The organism is Maricaulis sp. (assembly GCF_039978735.1).
Classification (GTDB): domain Bacteria; phylum Pseudomonadota; class Alphaproteobacteria; order Caulobacterales; family Maricaulaceae; genus Maricaulis.
This window is the reverse complement of sequence record NZ_JBDWAS010000045.1, coordinates 24,053-42,791: the sequence shown is the minus strand read 5'-3', so window position 1 is coordinate 42,791 and position 18,739 is coordinate 24,053. Positions and strand designations below refer to the sequence as shown.

Annotated in this window: 16 protein-coding genes; 6 read left to right on the top strand and 10 right to left on the bottom strand. The window is 65.2% G+C overall.

What is annotated here, in order from left to right; translation table 11 throughout:
- Positions 1 to 29 precede the first annotated feature (29 nt).
- The gene (locus ABJO18_RS12750; protein ID WP_348507926.1) at positions 30 to 569 is read left to right on the top strand and encodes a hypothetical protein; all 540 of its coding nucleotides are present in this window, start codon (positions 30 to 32) and stop codon (positions 567 to 569) included.
- Here the strand turns inward: ABJO18_RS12750 and ABJO18_RS12745 are convergent.
- A complete protein-coding gene (locus ABJO18_RS12745; protein ID WP_348507927.1) occupies positions 566 to 775 on the bottom strand; it encodes a hypothetical protein in 210 nt (69 codons plus the stop codon). The genes ABJO18_RS12750 and ABJO18_RS12745 overlap by 4 nt on opposite strands.
- Before the next feature lie 68 nt (positions 776 to 843).
- Between ABJO18_RS12745 and ABJO18_RS12740 the strand changes: the two genes are divergently transcribed.
- Positions 844 to 2,724, top strand: a complete 1,881-nt coding sequence (locus ABJO18_RS12740) for a sodium:proton antiporter (protein ID WP_348507928.1) — start codon at positions 844 to 846, stop codon at positions 2,722 to 2,724.
- Here ABJO18_RS12740 and ABJO18_RS12735 read toward each other — a convergent pair.
- The 3 genes from ABJO18_RS12735 to ABJO18_RS12725 form a co-directional block, all read right to left on the bottom strand.
- Positions 2,718 to 2,906: a hypothetical protein gene (locus ABJO18_RS12735; protein ID WP_271187133.1), complete on the bottom strand. Its 189-nt coding sequence runs from the start codon at positions 2,904 to 2,906 to the stop codon at positions 2,718 to 2,720. The two genes, ABJO18_RS12740 and ABJO18_RS12735, sit on opposite strands and share 7 nt — an antisense overlap.
- Positions 2,907 to 3,044: 138 nt before the next feature.
- Positions 3,045 to 3,221 carry a DUF1328 domain-containing protein gene (locus tag ABJO18_RS12730; RefSeq protein WP_291882261.1) on the bottom strand — a complete coding sequence of 59 codons (177 nt, stop codon included), beginning with the start codon at positions 3,219 to 3,221 and terminating at the stop codon, positions 3,045 to 3,047.
- Between the two features lie 48 nt (positions 3,222 to 3,269).
- Entirely contained in the window at positions 3,270 to 3,683 is a 414-nt protein-coding gene (locus ABJO18_RS12725) for a hypothetical protein (protein ID WP_348507929.1), read from the bottom strand.
- Between the two features lie 127 nt (positions 3,684 to 3,810).
- Here ABJO18_RS12725 and ABJO18_RS12720 point away from each other — a divergent pair, with 127 nt between their 5' ends.
- Together ABJO18_RS12720 and ABJO18_RS12715 are read left to right on the top strand one after the other, a co-directional pair.
- Positions 3,811 to 5,802 carry a PBP1A family penicillin-binding protein gene (locus ABJO18_RS12720; protein ID WP_348507930.1) on the top strand — a complete coding sequence of 664 codons (1,992 nt, stop codon included), beginning with the start codon at positions 3,811 to 3,813 and terminating at the stop codon, positions 5,800 to 5,802.
- 104 nt (positions 5,803 to 5,906) lie between these two features.
- The gene (locus ABJO18_RS12715; RefSeq protein ID WP_348507931.1) at positions 5,907 to 7,481 is read left to right on the top strand and encodes a hypothetical protein; all 1,575 of its coding nucleotides are present in this window, start codon (positions 5,907 to 5,909) and stop codon (positions 7,479 to 7,481) included.
- 57 nt (positions 7,482 to 7,538) lie between these two features.
- On the opposite strand, the gene ABJO18_RS12710 is transcribed toward ABJO18_RS12715, so the two are convergent.
- From ABJO18_RS12710 to ABJO18_RS12695, 4 genes are all read right to left on the bottom strand, one after another.
- Entirely contained in the window at positions 7,539 to 8,339 is an 801-nt protein-coding gene (locus ABJO18_RS12710) for a hypothetical protein (protein ID WP_348507932.1), read from the bottom strand.
- Positions 8,340 to 8,421: 82 nt separating this feature from the next.
- Complete coding sequence (locus tag ABJO18_RS12705; RefSeq protein ID WP_348507933.1) at positions 8,422 to 11,445, bottom strand: TonB-dependent receptor; 3,024 nt, start codon at positions 11,443 to 11,445, stop codon at positions 8,422 to 8,424.
- A 205-nt stretch (positions 11,446 to 11,650) separates the two neighbouring features.
- Positions 11,651 to 12,916 (bottom strand): polyhydroxyalkanoate depolymerase, encoded by a 1,266-nt coding sequence (phaZ, locus tag ABJO18_RS12700; protein WP_348507934.1) that lies wholly within the window; start codon positions 12,914 to 12,916, stop codon positions 11,651 to 11,653.
- A 45-nt stretch (positions 12,917 to 12,961) separates the two neighbouring features.
- Positions 12,962 to 13,588, bottom strand: a complete 627-nt coding sequence (locus tag ABJO18_RS12695; RefSeq protein ID WP_348507935.1) for an SCO family protein — start codon at positions 13,586 to 13,588, stop codon at positions 12,962 to 12,964.
- A gap of 146 nt (positions 13,589 to 13,734) precedes the next feature.
- Between ABJO18_RS12695 and ABJO18_RS12690 the strand changes: the two genes are divergently transcribed.
- Both ABJO18_RS12690 and ABJO18_RS12685 read left to right on the top strand, forming a co-directional pair.
- The gene (locus ABJO18_RS12690) at positions 13,735 to 15,057 is read left to right on the top strand and encodes an ActS/PrrB/RegB family redox-sensitive histidine kinase (protein ID WP_348507936.1); all 1,323 of its coding nucleotides are present in this window, start codon (positions 13,735 to 13,737) and stop codon (positions 15,055 to 15,057) included.
- 40 nt (positions 15,058 to 15,097) lie between these two features.
- Positions 15,098 to 15,649, top strand: a complete 552-nt coding sequence (locus tag ABJO18_RS12685; RefSeq protein WP_348507937.1) for an ActR/PrrA/RegA family redox response regulator transcription factor — start codon at positions 15,098 to 15,100, stop codon at positions 15,647 to 15,649.
- A gap of 26 nt (positions 15,650 to 15,675) precedes the next feature.
- On the opposite strand, the gene ABJO18_RS12680 is transcribed toward ABJO18_RS12685, so the two are convergent.
- Together ABJO18_RS12680 and ABJO18_RS12675 are read right to left on the bottom strand one after the other, a co-directional pair.
- The gene (locus ABJO18_RS12680; RefSeq protein ID WP_348507938.1) at positions 15,676 to 17,757 is read right to left on the bottom strand and encodes a DUF3857 domain-containing transglutaminase family protein; all 2,082 of its coding nucleotides are present in this window, start codon (positions 17,755 to 17,757) and stop codon (positions 15,676 to 15,678) included.
- A gap of 139 nt (positions 17,758 to 17,896) precedes the next feature.
- Positions 17,897 to 18,640 (bottom strand): DUF1223 domain-containing protein, encoded by a 744-nt coding sequence (locus tag ABJO18_RS12675; protein ID WP_348507939.1) that lies wholly within the window; start codon positions 18,638 to 18,640, stop codon positions 17,897 to 17,899.
- Between the last annotated feature and the right edge of the window lie 99 nt (positions 18,641 to 18,739).

Genomic DNA, 18,739 nt, shown 5'->3' with positions numbered 1-18,739 from the left:
CGCGTGCCCTGCGGCAAGAGGAGTGACAAATGAGCGACAAGTCGCGTTTCGACACGCTGACCGAAGCCGCCGAGCGCTATGGCCGGCTGAGCCTGGACAATTATGCCATCGTGCGCAGCGTCGCCGAGAATGTGTCGGCGGGCTTCTGCCGTTATCTCGGCGATGACAAGGGTGTGTGCGTGCATCTCGTGCCGCCGGAGGGCGCCTGGGTGCCGCAGCCCTACCGCTCCGGCGCCTTTTCGGTCTCGGGAACAGGCTTTCTTCCGCTGGGGCCGATCAGTTTCGGCCTGGCCGTGAAAGTGTCGCGCACGGGCGACTGGATCCGGCTTGTGCTGACCTGCGCCAAGAAGGGGCATCACATGGAGATCGCCATTGCCAACGGGCCGGTCTTCGATATCGGCCTGCCGGTCTCGGATACCGAGCTGTTCGATTTGTTCGAGCGGCTGCACGCGCATCTGGTGCGCTGGTTCGGCGATGCCGCCGACCTCTTCGAGCATGGCGATTATGGCGGGCAGTCCATCGGCTTCGACTTCCTGCACAACGATCCGGCCGAAAAGGGCGAGAGCTAGAAAGGCCAGGCGGAGGCCAGGCCGGCACCGCTCGCCAGTGTAACCGCGAGCCCGGACATCATGCGCCGTCGCAGGACCATGCCGCCGGCCATGCGCACTGCGGTGGCGAAGTTCGATGCGCCGATCAGGGTGACCGGCCCGCCGATCAGCAGGGCCGCGGCCAAGGAGACGAGGGCGAGTTGTATCTCGAGTGGTAGCGTGGTCATGACAGCCTCCCCGACTGTTTGCCGTCATGCAGGCGACGGCGGGTTCGAAACGCGCTAACAACGCCGCCATGATGCACGCACCGCCTGACCTCACCCTGACCATCGCACTCATCGCCGGTTCAGGCGTCGCCGCGCAATGGCTCGCCTGGCGGCTGCGCTGGCCGTCCATCGTGCTGATGATGGGCGCCGGTCTCCTCCTGGGGCCGGTCTTCAGCCTTATCACGGGCGCGCCGCTGCTCGATCCGGAAGCGAGTTTCGGCGGCTATCTCCGGCCGATGATCGCCCTGGCGGTCGGCGTGATCCTGTTCGAGGGCGGTATCACCCTGAATTTCCGCGAGCTGCGCGGCGTGTCGAAACCGGTCTGGCGGCTTGTCCTGCTGGGCGTGCCGCTCAACGGCATTCTGGCGACGCTGGCGCTGCACTATGTGGCGGGCCTTGCGCTCGACCTGTCGGCAATGATCGGCGCGCTTCTGACCGTCACCGGGCCGACCGTCGTGCTGCCGCTGCTGCGGCAGGCAAAACTGCCGCCGCGCATCGCTTCGGTGCTGAAATGGGAAGGCATCGTCAACGACCCGATCGGCGCGCTCGCCGCCGTGTTTGTGTTCGAGGCCGTGCGCCAGAACGCGCTGGGCCAGGACTGGGCCGGTGCAGCCGGGGCGCTGGCCTTCGGCGCGGTGATCGGGGCCGGGCTGGGCATTGCCTTCGGCTTCGGCCTGTCGCGCGCCTTCCGCCGCGGCTGGGTGCCGGAACAGATGAAGGCCCCGCTCGTGCTGGCCTCGGTGCTGGTCTGCTTCTCGGCCGCCGAGGCGCTGGCGCACGAGACCGGCCTGGTCGCCGTGACGGTTTTCGGCCTGGTCGTTGCCAATTCGCGCCTGGCCTCGATCGAGGAGATGCGCCGCTTCAAGGAAGGCATCGCCTCCATTCTCGTCGCGAGTGTCTTCGTGGTGCTCGCCGCCGGGCTGACGCCGTCGGCCCTGGCCGAGCTGAACTGGCGGCATGCGGCTTTTGTGGTGGTGCTGATCCTGGTTGCCCGGCCGCTCGGCATTTTCCTCGCGACCCTGAATTCCGGCCTGAACCTGCGCGAAACCGCCTTTGTCGGCCTAATCGGTCCGCGCGGTGTGGTCGCGGCGGCGACCGCCGGGCACCTGGCCGCCGAGCTCGTCGAGGCCGGCCGCGCGGACGCCGCCATCCTGGCGCCGCTGGTCTTCGTCACCGTGTTCGCCAGCGTGGTGGGCTGCGGCTTCGCCGTGACGCCGCTGGCGCGCCTGTTCGGCCTGTCGCAGTCGGGGCCGGAGCGGCTGCTGATTGTCGGCGCCAATCCCTGGAGCCTGGGGCTTGCGGGCGTGCTGAAGAAGATCGAGGTGCCCCATACGGTAGCCGATACCAGCTGGCGCCGCCTGCGGGCTGCCCGGCTGGACGGGCATGATGTCTATTATGGCGAGGTGTTGTCCGAGGCTGCCGAGTGGCGGCTGGAGCCGTCGCGTTTCTCGGCCCTGGTCGCGGCCTCCGCCAATGATGCCTACAACGCGCTGGTCTGTATCGACTATGCGCCCGAGCTGGGCCGGTCGCGCGTCTACCAGCTGTCGGCCCATGAAGGGCTCGACGAGGGCGAGCGGGGTGAGGACGATCCCCGTTCCATCGCCTTTACGGCCCGGGGCCGGACCCTGATCCGGCGCGGCCGGGGCTATGACGGTCTGGCGCGGGACTGGTGGCGCGGCTGGCGGTTCCGCACCACGCGCCTGACCGAGGAATACCCGCTGTCGCGCTATCTCGAGGATCTCGACGAAAATGCCGATCTCGTTCTGGCGCGTCAGCCGAACGGTACACTCGTCCTGCTGGGGCCGGGGCGCGAGCCGCCGGACGCGCCCGGAACGGTGATCGTCAGCTTCGCGCCGCCGCGTGATGAGCAGGCGGAGAGCGGCGAGCCCGCCGGTCCGGCGCGTCAGTAGTCGGGGAAGTCGTCGACCGGTTGCGAACCGCCCGGCCGGGCGCCGCCGCAATAGGGCCAGTTGTCCGCATTGGGGTCGCCATGGGGGCAGACCGCGTCGCTGCCTTCATAGATGACGCAGCCGGACAGGCTTGCCGCGCCCAGCAGCGCCGCACACACCAGAAACACACGCTTTACGGTCATTGGAAGCACCCCTTGTGGAGCCCCAATGGTGACGCCCCGCGCCGCCCTGCGCAAGTCCGCCTGACCATCAAAAAACGCGCCCCGGATATCCCGGAGCGCGTCTTCCGTCGAGCCGGTCCTTTGGGAACCGGTCCCGTTTTAGACGGGCGGCGACTGGCCGCGGATCGCCCGGGCGACGAGCGCCAGGACAAACAGGGCCAGGAACACCACGAACAGGATCTGCGCGATGCCGGCAAAAGCACTGGCCATCCCGCCGAATCCCAGGACAGCGGCGACAACCGCAAAGATGAAGAACAGAATTGCCCAGCTGAGCATGACGGACTCCTTTTTCTAGCTTTTTATCCAGTGACGGACCCGGCGGCGTCAGATCGTGCCGGCGCGCGGCGGCTCCGGGGTCGGTTCCACGCGGGCTGCGCGGTATCCGGCCACGAGTTCGGACCAGCTTTGATGGGCGACGATCGTGTTGGCGTCCGGCCGGTAGTCGAGAAAGCCGACGGCGTGCTCGATCGTCATGCCCGGAATGGCGTCCGGTCCCGTCCAGGCGATTTCCAGAGCGGCGATGCTGTCATCGGGCCGTCTCAGGACGGTGATGACGTGACCGCGGGCAACCCCGGTCCTGTCCGTTACGGACAGGGCTTCGAGTGTGGCGGTCGAAACCGGCATCGCGGTTGCCGTTTCCGGCGGGCGATTGCGCAGTTCGAGCACCGGGGGCTGGGCGAAACCGGCGATCAGCAGGCTTCCCAGCGCGGCGCCGGCCAAGTGTGTCAGCCTGGACATGACGGGCCTCCTTGCCGCTCGATCAATCAACGCGCAGCTGCGCGAGGCGTTCCCTGCCACCGGCTATTCATGGGGAATTAACCCTGCCGGCGGCAGATAGGACGACCGGATTCACACAGGAAATGCCATGGCCCGCCGGCCCCGAAATGTCCCTGCGGCCGACCGCGCCCGCCCGGCGCCCGCGCGCCGCAGACGCCGGCGTGGCGGCAAGCCGGGCCTGCCCTTGTGGCGGCTCTTTGCGGCTCTCTTTGTTATCGGGGCCCTCGCCGTCGCCGCGCTTCTGGTCTCCGTCGCGCGGGACCTGCCCGACACGTCCAGCCTGGCCGCCGTCGAACGCTCCTCCACCATCGCCTTCCTGGATCATCGCGGCCGTCTGATCGCACGCCGCGGATCCGCCCATGGTCATGAAGTCGCGGTGGCGGACCTGCCGCCCTACCTGGTCGATGCCGTGCTGGCGGTCGAGGACCGGCGCTTCTACAGCCACCCCGGGGTCGATGTGATCGGCCTGTCGCGGGCCATGCTGGCCAATATCCGGGCCGGTCATATCGTGCAGGGCGGGTCGACCCTGACCCAGCAGCTGGCGAAAAACCTCTTCCTGTCGCCCGAGCGCACCTGGCGCCGCAAGCTGCAGGAAATGATGCTCGCCTTCTGGCTGGAGAGCCGCTTCACCAAGGACGAGATTCTCGAGCTTTATCTCAACCGTGTCTATTTCGGCGGCGGCGCCTATGGCATCGAAGCCGCATCGCTGCGCTATTTCGGCAAGCCCGCCAGCGAAGTGACGCTGGGCGAGGCGGCGCTGCTGGCCGGCCTCCTGAAGGCGCCCTCGCGCTACAGCCCGGTCAATGACGCCAGCCGAGCTGCGGCACGGGCCACAGTCGTGCTCGACCTGATGATGCAGACCGGCCGCATCACCGAGGCCGAACGCGTCGCCGCCGCCAGCACGCCGATCCGCGTATCGCGCGGTGCATCGAGCCCGGGCGCGCAGTATTTCATCGACTGGATTTTCCCGTCCGTCCGCGAAATCGCCGGCCCCAGCCATGGCGATCTGGTGGTCCGCACGACGCTCGATGTCGACGCCCAGCGCGCCGCCGAGGCGGCCCTGGAAGGCGTGCTGGCCGATCCGGCCCGTGCTGCCGGGGTCAGCGAGGGGGCCCTGGTCTCGCTGGCGCATGACGGGTCCGTGCGCGCCATGGTCGGCGGGCGGTCCTATGTCCGCTCGCAATTCAATCGCGCGATCCTGGCGAGCCGGCAGCCCGGCTCGGCCTTCAAGGCCTTCGTCTATGCCTCGGCCTTCGAAGCCGGCCTGTCGCCGGACGATGTGCGCGACGACCGGCCCGTGCGTGTCGGCGACTGGGAACCGCAGAATTACAACGACACATATCGCGGCGAGATGACCCTGCGCGAAGCCTTCGCGCGGTCCTCCAATTCCATTGCCGTGCAGATCGCCGAGGAGACCGGCCGGGGCCATGTCGCCCGCCTGACGCGCCGGCTGGGCATGGAAAGCCCGATGCGCGCCGACCGCTCTCTGGCGCTGGGCGCCTATGAAGTCACGCCGCTGGAGCTGGCCGGCGCCTACACACCCTTCGCCAATGGCGGCTACCGGGTCTCGCCTTTCGGTATCATCTCCATCGAGACCGAGGCAGGCGATCTGGTGTTCGAAACGCCGCCACCGGCCGATCGCCGGGTGCTGGACGCGCGCACGGTCTCGCGCATGCAGGATCTGCTGCGCGCTGTCGTGGTGTGGGGTACGGGCCGCAATGCGGCGGTGCCCGGTCTGGAGACCGGCGGCAAGACCGGCACGACCAATGATTTCCGCGATGCCTGGTTCGCCGGCTATGGCGCCGACGTGGTGACGGCGATCTGGACCGGCAATGATGACAATGCGCCGACCGATCACGCCACGGGCGGCGGACCGCCGGCCCTGATCTTCAGTGCCTACATGCAGTCGGCACCGCACAGCGGCCTGGCCAGCGGCCATTCGCGCCCTGCCGGAGACGGACCGGCCGTCGCGCCGCTGCCCGGCGATACCGAAACGGTTGCCGCCCCGGCCGAGCGCGAGGAGCCGCGCGATCCGATCGCCGCTTTCCTGGCCGGTCTGGGGGGACCTGACAGCGAGTAATCCCCCGCGCAATGACACCTGTTCTGCAGGACGCCGCGCCAGCGGGATGCTAGGTTGCGTGCCGAGGGACCGGTACGAACTCCTGTCATCGAAAGAGGGGACCCATGAGACTTGATATCCTGCCCGCGCTCGCCCTGTCCGGCCTGGTCGTGACCGCATTGCCGGCTGGCAGCGCTCTGGCCCAGAGCCGTGCCGATGCGGAGGCCGCGCTGACGCGCATGGGCCTCATCGGCAGCGCCAGTGAAGACTTCAGCTATGCCGACGCGTCCTGGTCGCGCGGCCGCTACATCCTGTCCGACGTCGTGGTCCGCAATCTCGACATCGACAATGAAGACATCGATGTTGACGGCCCCGAGGAAATGAACATCGCGCGGATGATCTTCGAAGCGCCGCGCATCAATGCCGACGACGATGTGGTGTTCGATGCTTTCGCGGTCGAAGGGCTGTCGATGATCGATGCCGATGGCGGCCGGGTCGAGATAGCCCGGATTGCTGTCGACGGTCCCAATGCGGTGATGGCAGCCGATCTGGCGCGCATGCTGTCGGGCCAGGACGATTTCGACCCCGACTGGTCGGCCTATCGCTTCGAGTCCCTGGGCTTTGAAGGCTTCGGCGCGCAGGGCGATGACGGCGAAGGCCCGTTCGACGTCTCCGTTGAACAATTCATCCTGCAGGACTTCGGCGATGTCGAGCTCGGCCGGATGGCGCTGATGAATGTCTCCGTCGATGCCGTGTCCGAAGGCGCACCCGTGAGCTTCCGCCTGGGCGAGCTGTCCGTGACCGGTTTCCAGTCCAGCGCCTATTCCGAACTCATGGAAGCCATCGCGAGCGGTGCCGGCGAGGACGAGGTGATGAGCGCATATTATCGCACCGCCTTCTCGCCGCAGCTGGACCTGTTCGACCGTTTCGCCATGCGCGGGCTTGAAGGCTCGGCGGAGGGCGTCGGCTTTGCACTCGACAATCTGGTCGGCACGATCAACAAGGCCGGATCCCGCTATACATGGGATTTCGCGCTCGACTCCGCCCGCATCGTGCCGGATGCGGCGCAGGAAGCCGGCGCCCAGGTCGCCACCGCAATCGGCATGCTGGGCTATGAAAGCCTCGAGCTGAGCATGGCCTCCAGCGCCGTCTATGACGAGAGCACGGGCCGGATGCAGACCATCGGCGATAATTATCTGGAACTGCGTGACGGCGTCCGCCTGGAAATGGAGCAGGATTTCGGCGGGTATGACGAATACTATGCCGCCCTGCCGGAAATGGCCGAACGTTTCGGCGAGGGCGCCAAGGAAGCGCCGTCCGAAGACGCCGAAGCCGTTTTCGAGATGATGGCACCGATCATCCTGTACAACATGTCCCTTCGCATCGTCGATCAGTCCCTGCTTGAGCGGGCGCTGGAAGCCGGCGCCGCGGCCCAGGGCATCACGACCGACGAGTTGCGGATGCAGGCTGCGGCCATGGTCGGCATGGGCATGATGTCCGCGCCGCCGGAAATCCCGCGTCCGCTGCTTTCTCAACTGTCCGGTGCGCTTACCCAGTTCATCAATAATGGCGGCAGCCTGACCATTGATGTGACGCCGCCGGAACCGGTCAGCATCGGCACGATTGCCGAGCAGGTCGAGGACGACACGTTCGATTATAATGCGCTGGGGATCACGTTCAGCGCCGAGGCGCCGCAATAGCGGCGACCGGCGGCAACAGCTGGAAGGGCGCCCGGAAGCGGGCGCCCTTTTTGCATTTCAGACGGGGCCAGTGCCGTAGCCCAGCAGAGTCCGAAGTCCCGGTGCGGCGTAGTCGACCAGGCGCTTCTGGGTGTCAGGCAGCGTGGCCGGGAAACTCAGGGAGCGGCCCGCCAGATTCTCGCGCGCCGTACCGCTCTGCCCGCGATCGGCGCCGACACGGACCCGGTCGCGCCAGTCTTCAGGCAGGGCGCCGATGCCGGCTGCGTCCGCCAGCCGGGCGAAATAGGCATGGGCCTCCAGCGTATCGGGCTCGCTGCAATGCGCCGCCAACTCCTCATAGCGCACCAGGTGGATCCCCGTGCCCAGCCAGGAGACGGCATTGTGCGTGTAGATCTCCGACAGGGTCGGCGCTTTGCCCGGAATGCCGAAAATCATCATGTTCAGCATATCCTCGACGCTGACCGCATCCTTCTTGAGGTGCTCCAGATTGGCCTGGAAGGTGTCGGACAGGAAGAAGCGCGCCCGGGCGATCACCCAGTCATAGGGGTCCCGGACCAGCAGGATGTGGCGCACGCCCTTCAGCGCGATTGCCGACAGGTCCGAGAACAGCAGGTGCCCCCAGCTCAGTTTGGGCATCTCCGCATCGAACGCCTTGCGGTGCTGGGCCAGGATCGGGTGCTGGATGAAGGCAGCGGGGTAGTGCTGCTCGACCGGCACGAACATGCGCATGACATTGCGCAGGAGATGGGTTCCGGACTTGGGCACGGAATTCAGGAAGACGGGGCGCTCGAGCGGTTGCTGGGCAAACTCGGTATTGCGGGCGTCCAGATTGTCGGCGTGCATTCGGATCAGCGGCATGTATCCCTCCTGTCGCATCGGATGCAAAAGGGGCGGCAGCCGCCATGGCCGCCGCCCCGATAGTCTCGATCAGGCGTGCGGCCTAGAAGGTGCGCACGATGTTGGCGAAGAAGCGCCGTCCGAACCAGTCATACTGGCTGTAGAAGGCGGAGCGGCCGACCGTGTTGTATTCGCCGGAAATGCCGGTCACGGACGGCGGGTGCTCATCGAACACGTTCGACACGCCGACCCGGGCCGACCAGTCGCCGAATGTCCGCTGAAGCGAGACGTTGTGATAGATCGTCGTCTCGGTCCACAGCTTGTAGTTCACCGGCTGGCCGACATAGGTCTGCGCGGCATTGCCGTAGGATTCCCGGTTCGAGGTCGGGCCCACGTAGCGCATGCCCCAATAGGCGGTCCAGTCATTGCGCACGAAGGTGAAGCTGAGATCGCCGACCAGTTTGGGATCGCCGCCCTCACCGTTGAAGTCGGCCACGACACCGCCCAGCAGGTCGGTCTTGTCTTCCAGCTGGTAGGCCGCGCTCAGATTCACCGACAGATCGCCGAAGTCGAACTGGTGGAGATAGTCGGCATTGATGTCGACGCCCCGGTTTATCTGGCTGTTGACGTTGATGAAGCTGTCGCGAACGGTGTTGACGAGGAACGGGCCGGGATCGGTGGCCGAGTTCCGGGTGAACAGATCGCACAACGGCTCGTTGGCAAAGTCTTCCGAGTTGTAGCACCCGCCGACAATGCCCGGCGCGCCGAGGCGCGAGACCTCGTCATTGACCTCGATCTCGTAATAGTCGATCGACAGGCGGAAATTGATGGTCTGCGGGGTCAGGACGATACCGATATTGGTCGCTTCGGATGTTTCCGCATCGAGAACGCCGAACCCGCCACCGGTAACGATGGTGGCCGCAGCGCCGGATCCGCTCATATCGTCCGGCAGACCGTCGGCGGCGCAATTGTCCGCCACCCGCTGGCTGATCACATTGGCGGCCAGATTGGCCGCATAGTCGATACACGGATCGATCGTACGCTGGGCCAGGAAGCCAGTCTGGTTCGACAGGTAGAGCTCGAACAGGGCCGGTGTCCGGAAGGACGTGCCGTGGGTGGCCCGCAGGCGCACCACGTCATTGATCGCCCAGTTCAGACCGACCTTGTAGGTCTCGCCGGAACCATAGCTTTCCACATCCGTGTAGCGGCCCGAGACGGTCAGCTCCAGCGAGTCCGCAAAGCGCGAATCCGCCAGCAGCGGCACGCTGAGCTCGCCGAAAATGGCCTCGGTCGTGTCCGAGCCCGCGGTGATGCCGGCAACCGACGAGTTCCACACATTGCCGGACAGGGTCAGCTCGCCCGGCGTGTCGTTGATCTCGTCCTCGCGGTAGTGGACGCCAAGCGCCATCGCCACGGCGCCCGCCGGCAGGTCGAACACCTCGCCGCTGGCAACCGCCTCGAAGGAGCGCTGATCGTACACCGTGCGGCCGGTTTCCTCGCCGAAGGCATATTCGGCGACATCGTCGGGCACATTGCCGCGCAGCAATTCCGGGTCGAGCCAGTCGACATCGATACACGGCGCACCGCGGATCGAGGTGAGTGTGCCGACGCACGAGCCGGAGCGGTAATACTGGTCATAGATCGCATCGGCATAGATGCGCTGGTCCCAGTACTCGCCTTCCGAGCGTGAGACCTGGAAGGCCATGTCCCAGCTCCAGGTGTCGAGGCCGAACAGCGTGTCGCCCCGCAGACCGGCGACGAAGCGCTGGTAGTCGATGCTGACCGAGCTGTCATTGTGGTCCGTGATCGGGGTCGGCGAGAGTTCGTTCATGCCGCCCCAGCCGGCCGCGAACGGATCCGGATAGGCGCCCCACAAATCCTCGCCATTATACATGTAGATCCAGTACTGGCGGTAGGAGTTCACATAGGTCTCACGCCGGTTGAGCAGCGCTTCGCCATAGAGCTCGATCGAGTCGGTGACATCGAAATGGCCGTCGGCGAAGATCGTGTAGCGCTCGGTCTCCGGCACCATGGACGAGTCGTCCTGGAAGGGGTGGTCGTAGTTGACCAGGGCGCGTTGCTCCGGCACGCGCGGATCGACCAGGAACCAGTCATCGGTCGGTGCGGTGAACCAGAACGGGTTGGCGTGGCTGGTCCCGATCGGGGTCAGCCCGTTGGCCGCCAGCGAGCCGTCATAATCATACTGGATCAGACGCGGGCGCTGCAGCGGCAGGTTGGTCGTGCCGTCGCCGAAGAAGGGCGCATAGTCGTAGACCCAGACATGGCCCCAATAGAGATCCTCACACGAATAGCTGCCCGTGCGCGGGTCGATCAGGTCGGCGCGTGAGCCGTCATCGTTGAAGACATAGGGCTCGCCACAGCTGAAATAGTCGCGATCGCCCTGGGCCAGTTCGCGCTGCTGGAAGGCGTCCAGCGTGACGCGGAAGCCGCCCCGGTCGAATTCCCAGCCATAGGAAGCGCTCAGACGGTATTGTTCCGCGGCGCCATCCCCGGGCACCGAGATGAAGCCGTCGATCGTCCCGCCTTCTTCCTGGCGGGTGATGATGTTCACCACGCCCGCCACGGCATCAGAGCCATAGATCGAGGAGGCGCCGTCCTTGAGAACTTCGACGCGCTCGATGGCAGCGAGCGGGATGACGTTTAGGTCGAAGGCGGATACGCCGCCGCGCACGCCGGCCGGACCGGCACGGCGGCCGTTCAGGAGGACCAGCGTCCGGTTGGCTCCGAGACCCCGCAGGGACAGGGTTTCCACCCCGGTGCCGCCATTCTGGACGAATTGGGACGATGTCGCCGAGGTCACCTGGGCCGAACCGGCCGCGACGGTCGCGGACTGCAGGAAGTCGGCGATGTCGACATTGCCCTCGAGCGCCGCATCGTCCGCCGTGAACACGTCGAGCGGGATTTCGCTGTTGAAGCCGTCGCGGCGGATACGCGACCCGGTGACGACGATACGATCGCTCGTCTCCGGTTCGGCATCGTCTTCGGCCTGCTCGGGAATCTGTTCCGCATCCTGAGCGAAGACGGGTGCGCCGGACAGGCTGGCAACCGCCAGCCCGGCCAGGATTGTCGAGCGCAGCAAGCGCCCTTTTTCAATGGGTGTGTACAAAGCCCCCTCCCATTAACCTACCAAAAGAAAAAGGGTAATGGGCTCGCAAGGGTGGGAGCTATTGAGGAAAGACCAACCGTTGTGAAAGAACGGTGAGTGACAAAAAACGCGATGAATGACGGCCGACGGTCACAACGCTCCAGAGCCGGGAGCGATCCGCTTCCGGCAGAGTCTGCAGCGGGTTCTGGTCAGGCGTGGGACCGGGTCAGCGGCGGGCGAGCGCGGCAGCCCCCTGTTCGCGCATGAAGGCCTTCATCTTCGGCGCGATATGGTCGCGGAAGCGGCGGCCGTTGAAAACGCCGTAATGGCCGACATCCGGCTGGATCCAGTCCATGCGCAGGCTTTCTTCCAGACCGCTGCACAGCGTATGCGCCGCCTGGGTCTGGCCGATGCCGGAAATGTCGTCATTCTCGCCTTCGACCGTAAGCAGGGCGACATCGACAATCTTCGACGGATCGACCGGGCGGCCGTGATGCGCCTGCTCGCCTCGCGCCAGCTTGTGCTCCTGGAACACGTCGCTGATCGTCTGCAGGTAGAACTCCTCGGACAGGTCCATCACCGCCAGATACTCGTCATAGAAGGTGCGGTGCTTCTCGGCGCTGTCGCCATCTCCTTCGACGAGATGGGTGAAGAAGTTCCAGTGCGCATCGACATGGCGGTCGAGATTCATGTTCATGAAGCCGGCCAGCTGCAGGAAGCCGGGATAGACACGCCGGAAGGCGCCGGGATTGGGCGCGGGAACCGTGTGGATCAGATTGCCGGAGAACCAGTCGAAGGGTTTCTCCTCGGCCAGCTTGTTCGGCACGGTCGGCGACAGACGGGTGTCGATCGGTGAGCCCATGAATGTCATCGAAGCCGGGCGGGCCGGATCATTGTCCTGGGCCATCAGCGAAATCGCACCGAGCGTCGGCGGGCCGGGCTGACAGACCGCAACCACGTGCACATCGGGACCCAGCAGCGTGATCATTTCGCGGACATAGGCGACGAAATCGTCGAGATCGAAGCGGCCGTCGATCACCGGTACCGTTCGGGCATCCGCCCAGTCGGTGATGTAAACCTCGTGATCGGGCAGGAATGCTTCCACAGTGCCACGCAGAAGGGTCGCGTAGTGGCCCGACATGGGTGCGATAAAGAGCACTTTGGGATCAGGAGTGTCAGTCCCGCGTGCGGCAAGAAGCGCATCATGGTCGCGCTCGAAATGCAAAAGGTCGCACCAGGGCTTCGACCAGACGATCTCCTCGGATACGCCGACACAGCGCTCGTTGATCTGCGTGCTGTCGATCATCCATTCCGGCTTGGCATAGCGCCGCGTGACGCTTTCGAACAATTCCGCAGCGGCCGCGATCGTGCGCCCGGCCATCGTCTCGCCGACCGGATTCCACGGCGCGCGCAGGGTGCGGCGCGTGGCATTGGCAGCGGCACGCCAGGGCGTCATGGCGATGCGGTTGAATTCATACATGGAGTACAGCATGGCGTCTCCTCAGGCGCGTTGTTGCGGCCCCCTCAGGACCGGGGACTATGCGCCCTCTTCCTCAAGGAAGTCTTGCAGCCGCGACGCCATTGCGGCGGGGTCGGTGCCATGGGTGAACACATCGACGAATTCCCCATCGGAATTCATCAGGTAAACGATGGACGAGTGGTCCATAAGATAATCGTCGCCCTCACCGGCGCGCCGGTAGACGACCCGGTAGGCCGAGGTGACCTCGGCGATCTGGTCCTCTGTTCCGGTCAGGCCGATCAGCCCGTCGGGAAAGGCCGGCGACGTGACGTACTGGGCGAGCTGTTCGACCGTGTCGCGCTCCGGATCGACGGTGATCAGCACCGGCTGGATCCGCTCGCGCTCTTCGGGTTCCATCTGGTCGAGCGCCGCGGCCATGACCTGCAGCGAGAACGGGCAGATATCGGGGCAGTAGGTGTAGCCGAAATAGATCAGCATCGCCTTGCCGCGGAAATCCGCCTCGGTCACCGTGGCACCGGTCTGGTCGACCAGGGTGAAGGGCCCGCCGATATTCGCCTCGCCGCTGATGCGCACACCCGCCTGGCGCGGCGCTTCGGCGCCCGGCCGGGTGAGGACCAGAATGAAGAACACAATCATAAGCGTGGCCGGGGCGGCAATCAGCAGCCAGATCACGGGACGCGGCATGGACGCTCCATCTGTGGGTCCGGTGTCGGTGTCTATCCGGACTCGGACGAAGCATGATAAGCCTCGCCGGAAGGGAATGTTGCAGATGCGAAGGTAAGCGCGCTTGCCGCGTCTGTCCATGCCAGCCCGCTGCTGGAGAGGTCTGAATGGTCGATACGGATTGGGATCCTTACGGCGGTGACGCCCAGCTGACTCCGGTTTTCGGACGCTTGCGCCTGCGCACGCTGGTGATGCTGCGCTGGCTGGCTGTTGCCGGCCAGACCCTCACGGTTCTCCTCGTTCACTTCGTGATCGGTTTCGAACTGCCGATCGGCTTCTGCCTCGGGGTGATCCTGGCCAGCGCCTGGATCAATACCTGGCTGACCCTGTCGGTGCCGCCGCAGCGCTTTGCCCGCGACTGGGAGGCCTTTGCCCAGCTTGGCTACGATGTGGTGCAGCTGTGCGTGCTGCTGATGCTGACCGGCGGGTTATGGAACCCGTTTGTGATCATGCTGGTCGCGCCGGTGATGATTTCGGTCGCCGCACTGCCGCCGCGCTGGTCGATCGGCGTGGGCGCCCTGGCGATGATCGGTACCGGCGCCATGTGGTTGTGGAGCCTGCCGCTACCCTGGTTCGCCGGCGAGCAGATCCATCTGCCCGGCGTCTATGTGCTGGGTTTGTGGTCCGCCATTTTCATCTCGATAGCCTTCACGGCCATCTATTCCTGGCGCGTCAGCCAGGAAGGCAAGCGCATGGCCACGGCGCTGGCCGCCACGCAGAGCGTGCTCTCGCGGGAGCAGCGCTTGTCGGCTCTGGGCGCGCTGGCTGCGGCGGCCGCCCACGAGCTGGGCACGCCGCTGGCCACGATCCAGCTGACCGCCAAGGAAATGCTGCGCGATCTCAAGGACAATGAACTTCTCCGCGAGGATGCCGAGCTGATGGTGGCCCAGGCCCGCCGCTGCCGCGACATTCTCAAGCGGCTCAGCCAGGAGCGCTCGGTCAGCGATATCCGTCACGACCGTCTCGAATTCCTGGCGGCGCTGGAGGAGGCGAGCGCGCCGTTGCGCGGTCTGGGGCCGATGGTCGAGGTGCAGCTGGCGGAGGGGCAGGGATCCGAACCACCGGTGCTGCGTCGCATGCCGGAAATCCTCTACGGTATAGGCAATTTCATCGAGAATGCCGTCGATTTCGCCGATACGCGCGTCACCGTCGAGGGGCGCTGGGATCCGGGCAATGTCTATATCCGCGTGATCGACGACGGGGCCGGCTTCTCACCGGAAATCCTCTCCCGGATCGGCGAGCCCTACACCACGACCCGCTCGGGAACGCCCGGTCAGGGCGGGCTGGGACTGGGGGTTTTCATAGCCAAGACGATGATTGAAAACTCCGGTGGTGTGGTGCGTTTCGACAATGCCGGGCCCCAGGGCGGCGCGGTGGTCTCGATCCGCTGGCCGCGCAAAGAGGTGGAGGCCCCGCCCGCTCTGGGCTAGTGAAGGTTCTGCACACCGGAATAATGACGAGGACGGACGTGTGAGCGAGATCGAATACCAGCTTCCCGAAGACAAAACCCTGCTCATTCTCGATGATGATGCGCCTTTCCGGACGCGGCTGGGCCGCGCCATGACGGGCCGGGGTTTCATTGTGTCCGCCGTTGGATCCGTGGACGAGGCCAAGGAAGTCGCGCGCAACAATCCGCCGGCCTTCGCGGTGCTGGATCTGCGCCTGCAGGATGGTGACGGCCTGGATGTGGTGAAGTCGCTGCACGCCTCGCGGCCCGACTGCCGCGTCGTCATGCTGACCGGCTATGGCAATATCGCGACGGCGGTGGCTGCGGTGAAGGCGGGCGCGGTCGACTATCTGTCCAAGCCGGCCGATGCCGACGATATCATCAAGGCCCTGCTGGCCCATCCGGAAGACAAGCCGGAACCGCCGGAAAATCCGATGTCGGCCGACCGGGTGCGCTGGGAGCATATCCAGCGCGTTTTCGAACTGTGCGATCACAATGTCTCGGAAACCGCCCGCCGCCTCAACATGCACCGCCGTACCCTTCAGCGCATCCTCGCCAAGCGCGCACCGCGCTAGGACGGGAACACGGCCGCTTCCAGTCCCTATCGTGTGGCTGCGGCCATTCCCGGTATGATGGGCGGCGCACTGGGCGTGACCAGGCCGCGTGTGCGACCCGGATCCATCGCCACATTGATGTGCTCACCGAGGACGATGAAAGCGAGTTGATCTGCCGTCTGCAGATCATTGCCGACCCGGGTGAAGTGCTCCGGCAGGATTTCGGGTGACATGACGCGGGTCCGTGCCGTCAGTACCGTCTGTTCGGCGTCGTAGTGGCGCTCATCCATCAGCTCGAATACATCATTCTCGACCGTCAGGTCCGCGGCATATTCCAGCGCTTCCTCACTGTCGGGAATCCAGCCTTCTGCCCCCTCCGGCAGGTTGATGACGATGCGGTGCCGCACATCGTAGGGATAGGGCATGGCAAGCGGGGCCTCCCGGTTCTCCAGCGGTGCCATGACGATCTGACGCGACGGGCCGTGTGCAACAAAGACATAAGTCGGTTCCGGGGCGTCCTCGGCGCTGAAGTCGAACAGTTCGACCTGGTACTCCGCAGACAAGACAAGATGTCCGGATTCCGGGTCTTCCTCCAGGGTCGCGTCTCCGATGGGATTCATGTCGGCAAAGCGGGCCGCGTAGAAACTGTTGATTCCGGCCAGAACGGTATCCTCTCCGTTGAAGTCCACGGCGGCACGCATCAGGTCGGCCATCGCGGTCCGATAGACCCATTCCGTGCGCAGGACGGCCCGGTGATCGTCGCGGTCGGCTGAAGCGATCGAGAACCGCTCCTCGATATCGAGGAAGGGGACGCGATCGAGCGGACGCTCGACCTGTGTGAGGGCGTAGCTGTTGTCGTTCGCGATCAGCGCATAGCCCCAGGCGAGGGGCTGCTGGTCTCTCAGGTCGCCGTGCTGGGGGGTGCCGGTCGGATCCAGCCAGTAGCGGCGATTGCCCCGGGCAAGCGTGACGATGACATGATCGAAGACCTGCGGGGTCGGGGGCAGGACGTCCAGACCCCGGCCCGTCGTGGTGCTGACCAGCGCGGCTTCGGCCTCGATGCCCATTGCGTGCAGCAGGGAGATCAGCAGGAGGGTCTTCGCCTTGCAATCACCTTCAGAGAACCGCAGCGTCTCCGCCGGGTGAAGAGGGCGGTATCCGCCTTCTCCCAGCATGATCGCAAAATAATCGATTTCCGACTGCAGATGGCGCAACGCGGCCATAATGCGCTCGTCCTCGTCCGGGTGGGCCTGCATGATTGTCTGCGCAAGCGCGTCGACATCGGGATCGCTCACCGGCTGGAAGAGCTCGGCAGCCCACTCAGCGACCTCATGCCAGTTCTCGTACTGGGTGCCGACCCAGACGGGGTAGGGGTAGCGCCAGGGCGGGGTCAGATAATCCGGCTCTGTGAACTCCACGGGTCCGGGACCGTATGACAATATCGTGCGCCCGTCTTCGTACGTCTCGCTCACTTCGGGCGCTCCGCCATGGCCGCTGAAATTCAGCGGTCCGCGTGGCCAGGAGGAGCGCACATGCACCTGGTCATACAGAACCATCTGATCGGCATAGGAGATCGCCAGCGTATAGCGATGTCCCGTGACCGGGGACTGATCGCGGATTGTGTAGGCCAGCTCGAGTCTGTCGCCTGCGCGCATCCCCGGTACGCGAAGAAGCGCGGTGACCTGCCCGCTGAACATGCCGGTTTCCCGTCCGCTGTCCGGACGAACGAATTCAAGCCGAACCGAGTCGTTCAGTGTTTCCACGACACCGTCGCGCGTCCGCACGAGGTGATGCAGCTGGACCGACTGGCGTGCCGGGTCGAACGGAATCGAGATTTGCGAGATCGCATTGGCACCAGCCTGGTTCGCCGTATCGACGATCTGGCGATGAAAATGGTCGGCGTGGCTACGTCCGGCGAAGAACTGATAGTCGAACAACAGGGGCAGAACGCCGTCGGGCGGGGTCTTGTTTCTCTCTGTTGCGGCCGGGACATCTACGTCAACGACGAAGTCCGGTATCGGCGCGAAGCTTACTTCCGGATCTGGCGCTTCGGCGAATCGCAGCGGACGCAGAACATCGCGTTCGTCCGGACTGTTAGCCGACAGGCCACGCTGAAAGGTCTCGGTCACAAAAACCGCGCTTATGCTGAGCGGAATTGCCAGCACAGCACCTGCAAAAACACGCCACCACATACCGTATCCCCCAGCCTCGCACCACTTTAGGGCGATGGCCCGGGCGTGCTCAAGCTGAAATTGGCTTGCAAGTACTCTAGTGCTGCCGGCCGTCCTCGTCTTCCGGTTCGGCGTGGGCGTAGCCGTAGATCGGGCCGCCGCCCGTGCCCTGCACGATGGCAACGGTACCGAAGCGGCGGAAGCTCTCGCCCATGAAAGTGGCTTCGCCGCCGGACCATGAGCCCAGATAGGTCAGGCTCTTGACCATGTTGTAGTGCGGCATGTCGAGGCCTTCATTCTCACCGGCGCCGATCTCGACCATGGCCCAGCCCGGCGCGTAGGCGACCAGCCAGACGTCGAGCTCTTCTTCCGGGGGCTCGCCGTCCAGATGCACCATGAAGGAACCGAACGGACCGTCTTCCAGACGGATGACCGGGCTGTCCGGCATGGCGCACAGGCGTTCATTGACGGCACCGGAGACCTTGTCGCGGTTCCAGCCCGGCGCGTCGGTGATGCCGTCGATCACGAATTGTGGTGTGTAGAGGCGGCTGACATCGAGATTGGGCAGATACATGCGCTGGCGCTGGACATATTCCGGCCGCGCATAGGTGTCGGTCCAGCCATACATGTCCCAGTAGGACACGGCGAAAGCGAGGGTGAAGACGTTTTCGTGGCGGTCGAGTTCGCCCAGATAACGGTTGGCGTCGGGGCAGAGCGGGCAGCCCTGGCTGGTAAAGAGCTCCACAAGCACCGGCCGTTCCGACCAGCACGCGGCTTCACGCGTATCCGGCTCGCCGGCCAGGGCAGGCCCGGCGGCTGCCAGGGCAAGGAAGAGGGACACCAGCTGTCGCATGTTGTCTAGATAATCACCCCGGCCCGGGCGCGCCAATCACTTGGACGTGACGGCGTCGAGAGGGAGGGGGCGGGCACGCAGACCATT

Bases quoted from the DNA above. Each gene is read 5' to 3' on its own strand.
- ABJO18_RS12750 (WP_348507926.1), top strand. From the start codon at position 30: ATGAGCGACAAGTCGCGTTTCGACACGCTGACCGAAGCCGCCGAGCGC.
- ABJO18_RS12745 (WP_348507927.1), bottom strand. From the start codon at position 775: ATGACCACGCTACCACTCGAGATACAACTCGCCCTCGTCTCCTTGGCC.
- ABJO18_RS12740 (WP_348507928.1), top strand. From the start codon at position 844: ATGATGCACGCACCGCCTGACCTCACCCTGACCATCGCACTCATCGCC.
- ABJO18_RS12735 (WP_271187133.1), bottom strand. From the start codon at position 2,906: ATGACCGTAAAGCGTGTGTTTCTGGTGTGTGCGGCGCTGCTGGGCGCG.
- ABJO18_RS12730 (WP_291882261.1), bottom strand. From the start codon at position 3,221: ATGCTCAGCTGGGCAATTCTGTTCTTCATCTTTGCGGTTGTCGCCGCT.
- ABJO18_RS12725 (WP_348507929.1), bottom strand. From the start codon at position 3,683: ATGTCCAGGCTGACACACTTGGCCGGCGCCGCGCTGGGAAGCCTGCTG.
- ABJO18_RS12720 (WP_348507930.1), top strand. From the start codon at position 3,811: ATGGCCCGCCGGCCCCGAAATGTCCCTGCGGCCGACCGCGCCCGCCCG.
- ABJO18_RS12715 (WP_348507931.1), top strand. From the start codon at position 5,907: ATGAGACTTGATATCCTGCCCGCGCTCGCCCTGTCCGGCCTGGTCGTG.
- ABJO18_RS12710 (WP_348507932.1), bottom strand. From the start codon at position 8,339: ATGCCGCTGATCCGAATGCACGCCGACAATCTGGACGCCCGCAATACC.
- phaZ (WP_348507934.1), bottom strand. From the start codon at position 12,916: ATGCTGTACTCCATGTATGAATTCAACCGCATCGCCATGACGCCCTGG.
- ABJO18_RS12695 (WP_348507935.1), bottom strand. From the start codon at position 13,588: ATGCCGCGTCCCGTGATCTGGCTGCTGATTGCCGCCCCGGCCACGCTT.
- ABJO18_RS12690 (WP_348507936.1), top strand. From the start codon at position 13,735: ATGGTCGATACGGATTGGGATCCTTACGGCGGTGACGCCCAGCTGACT.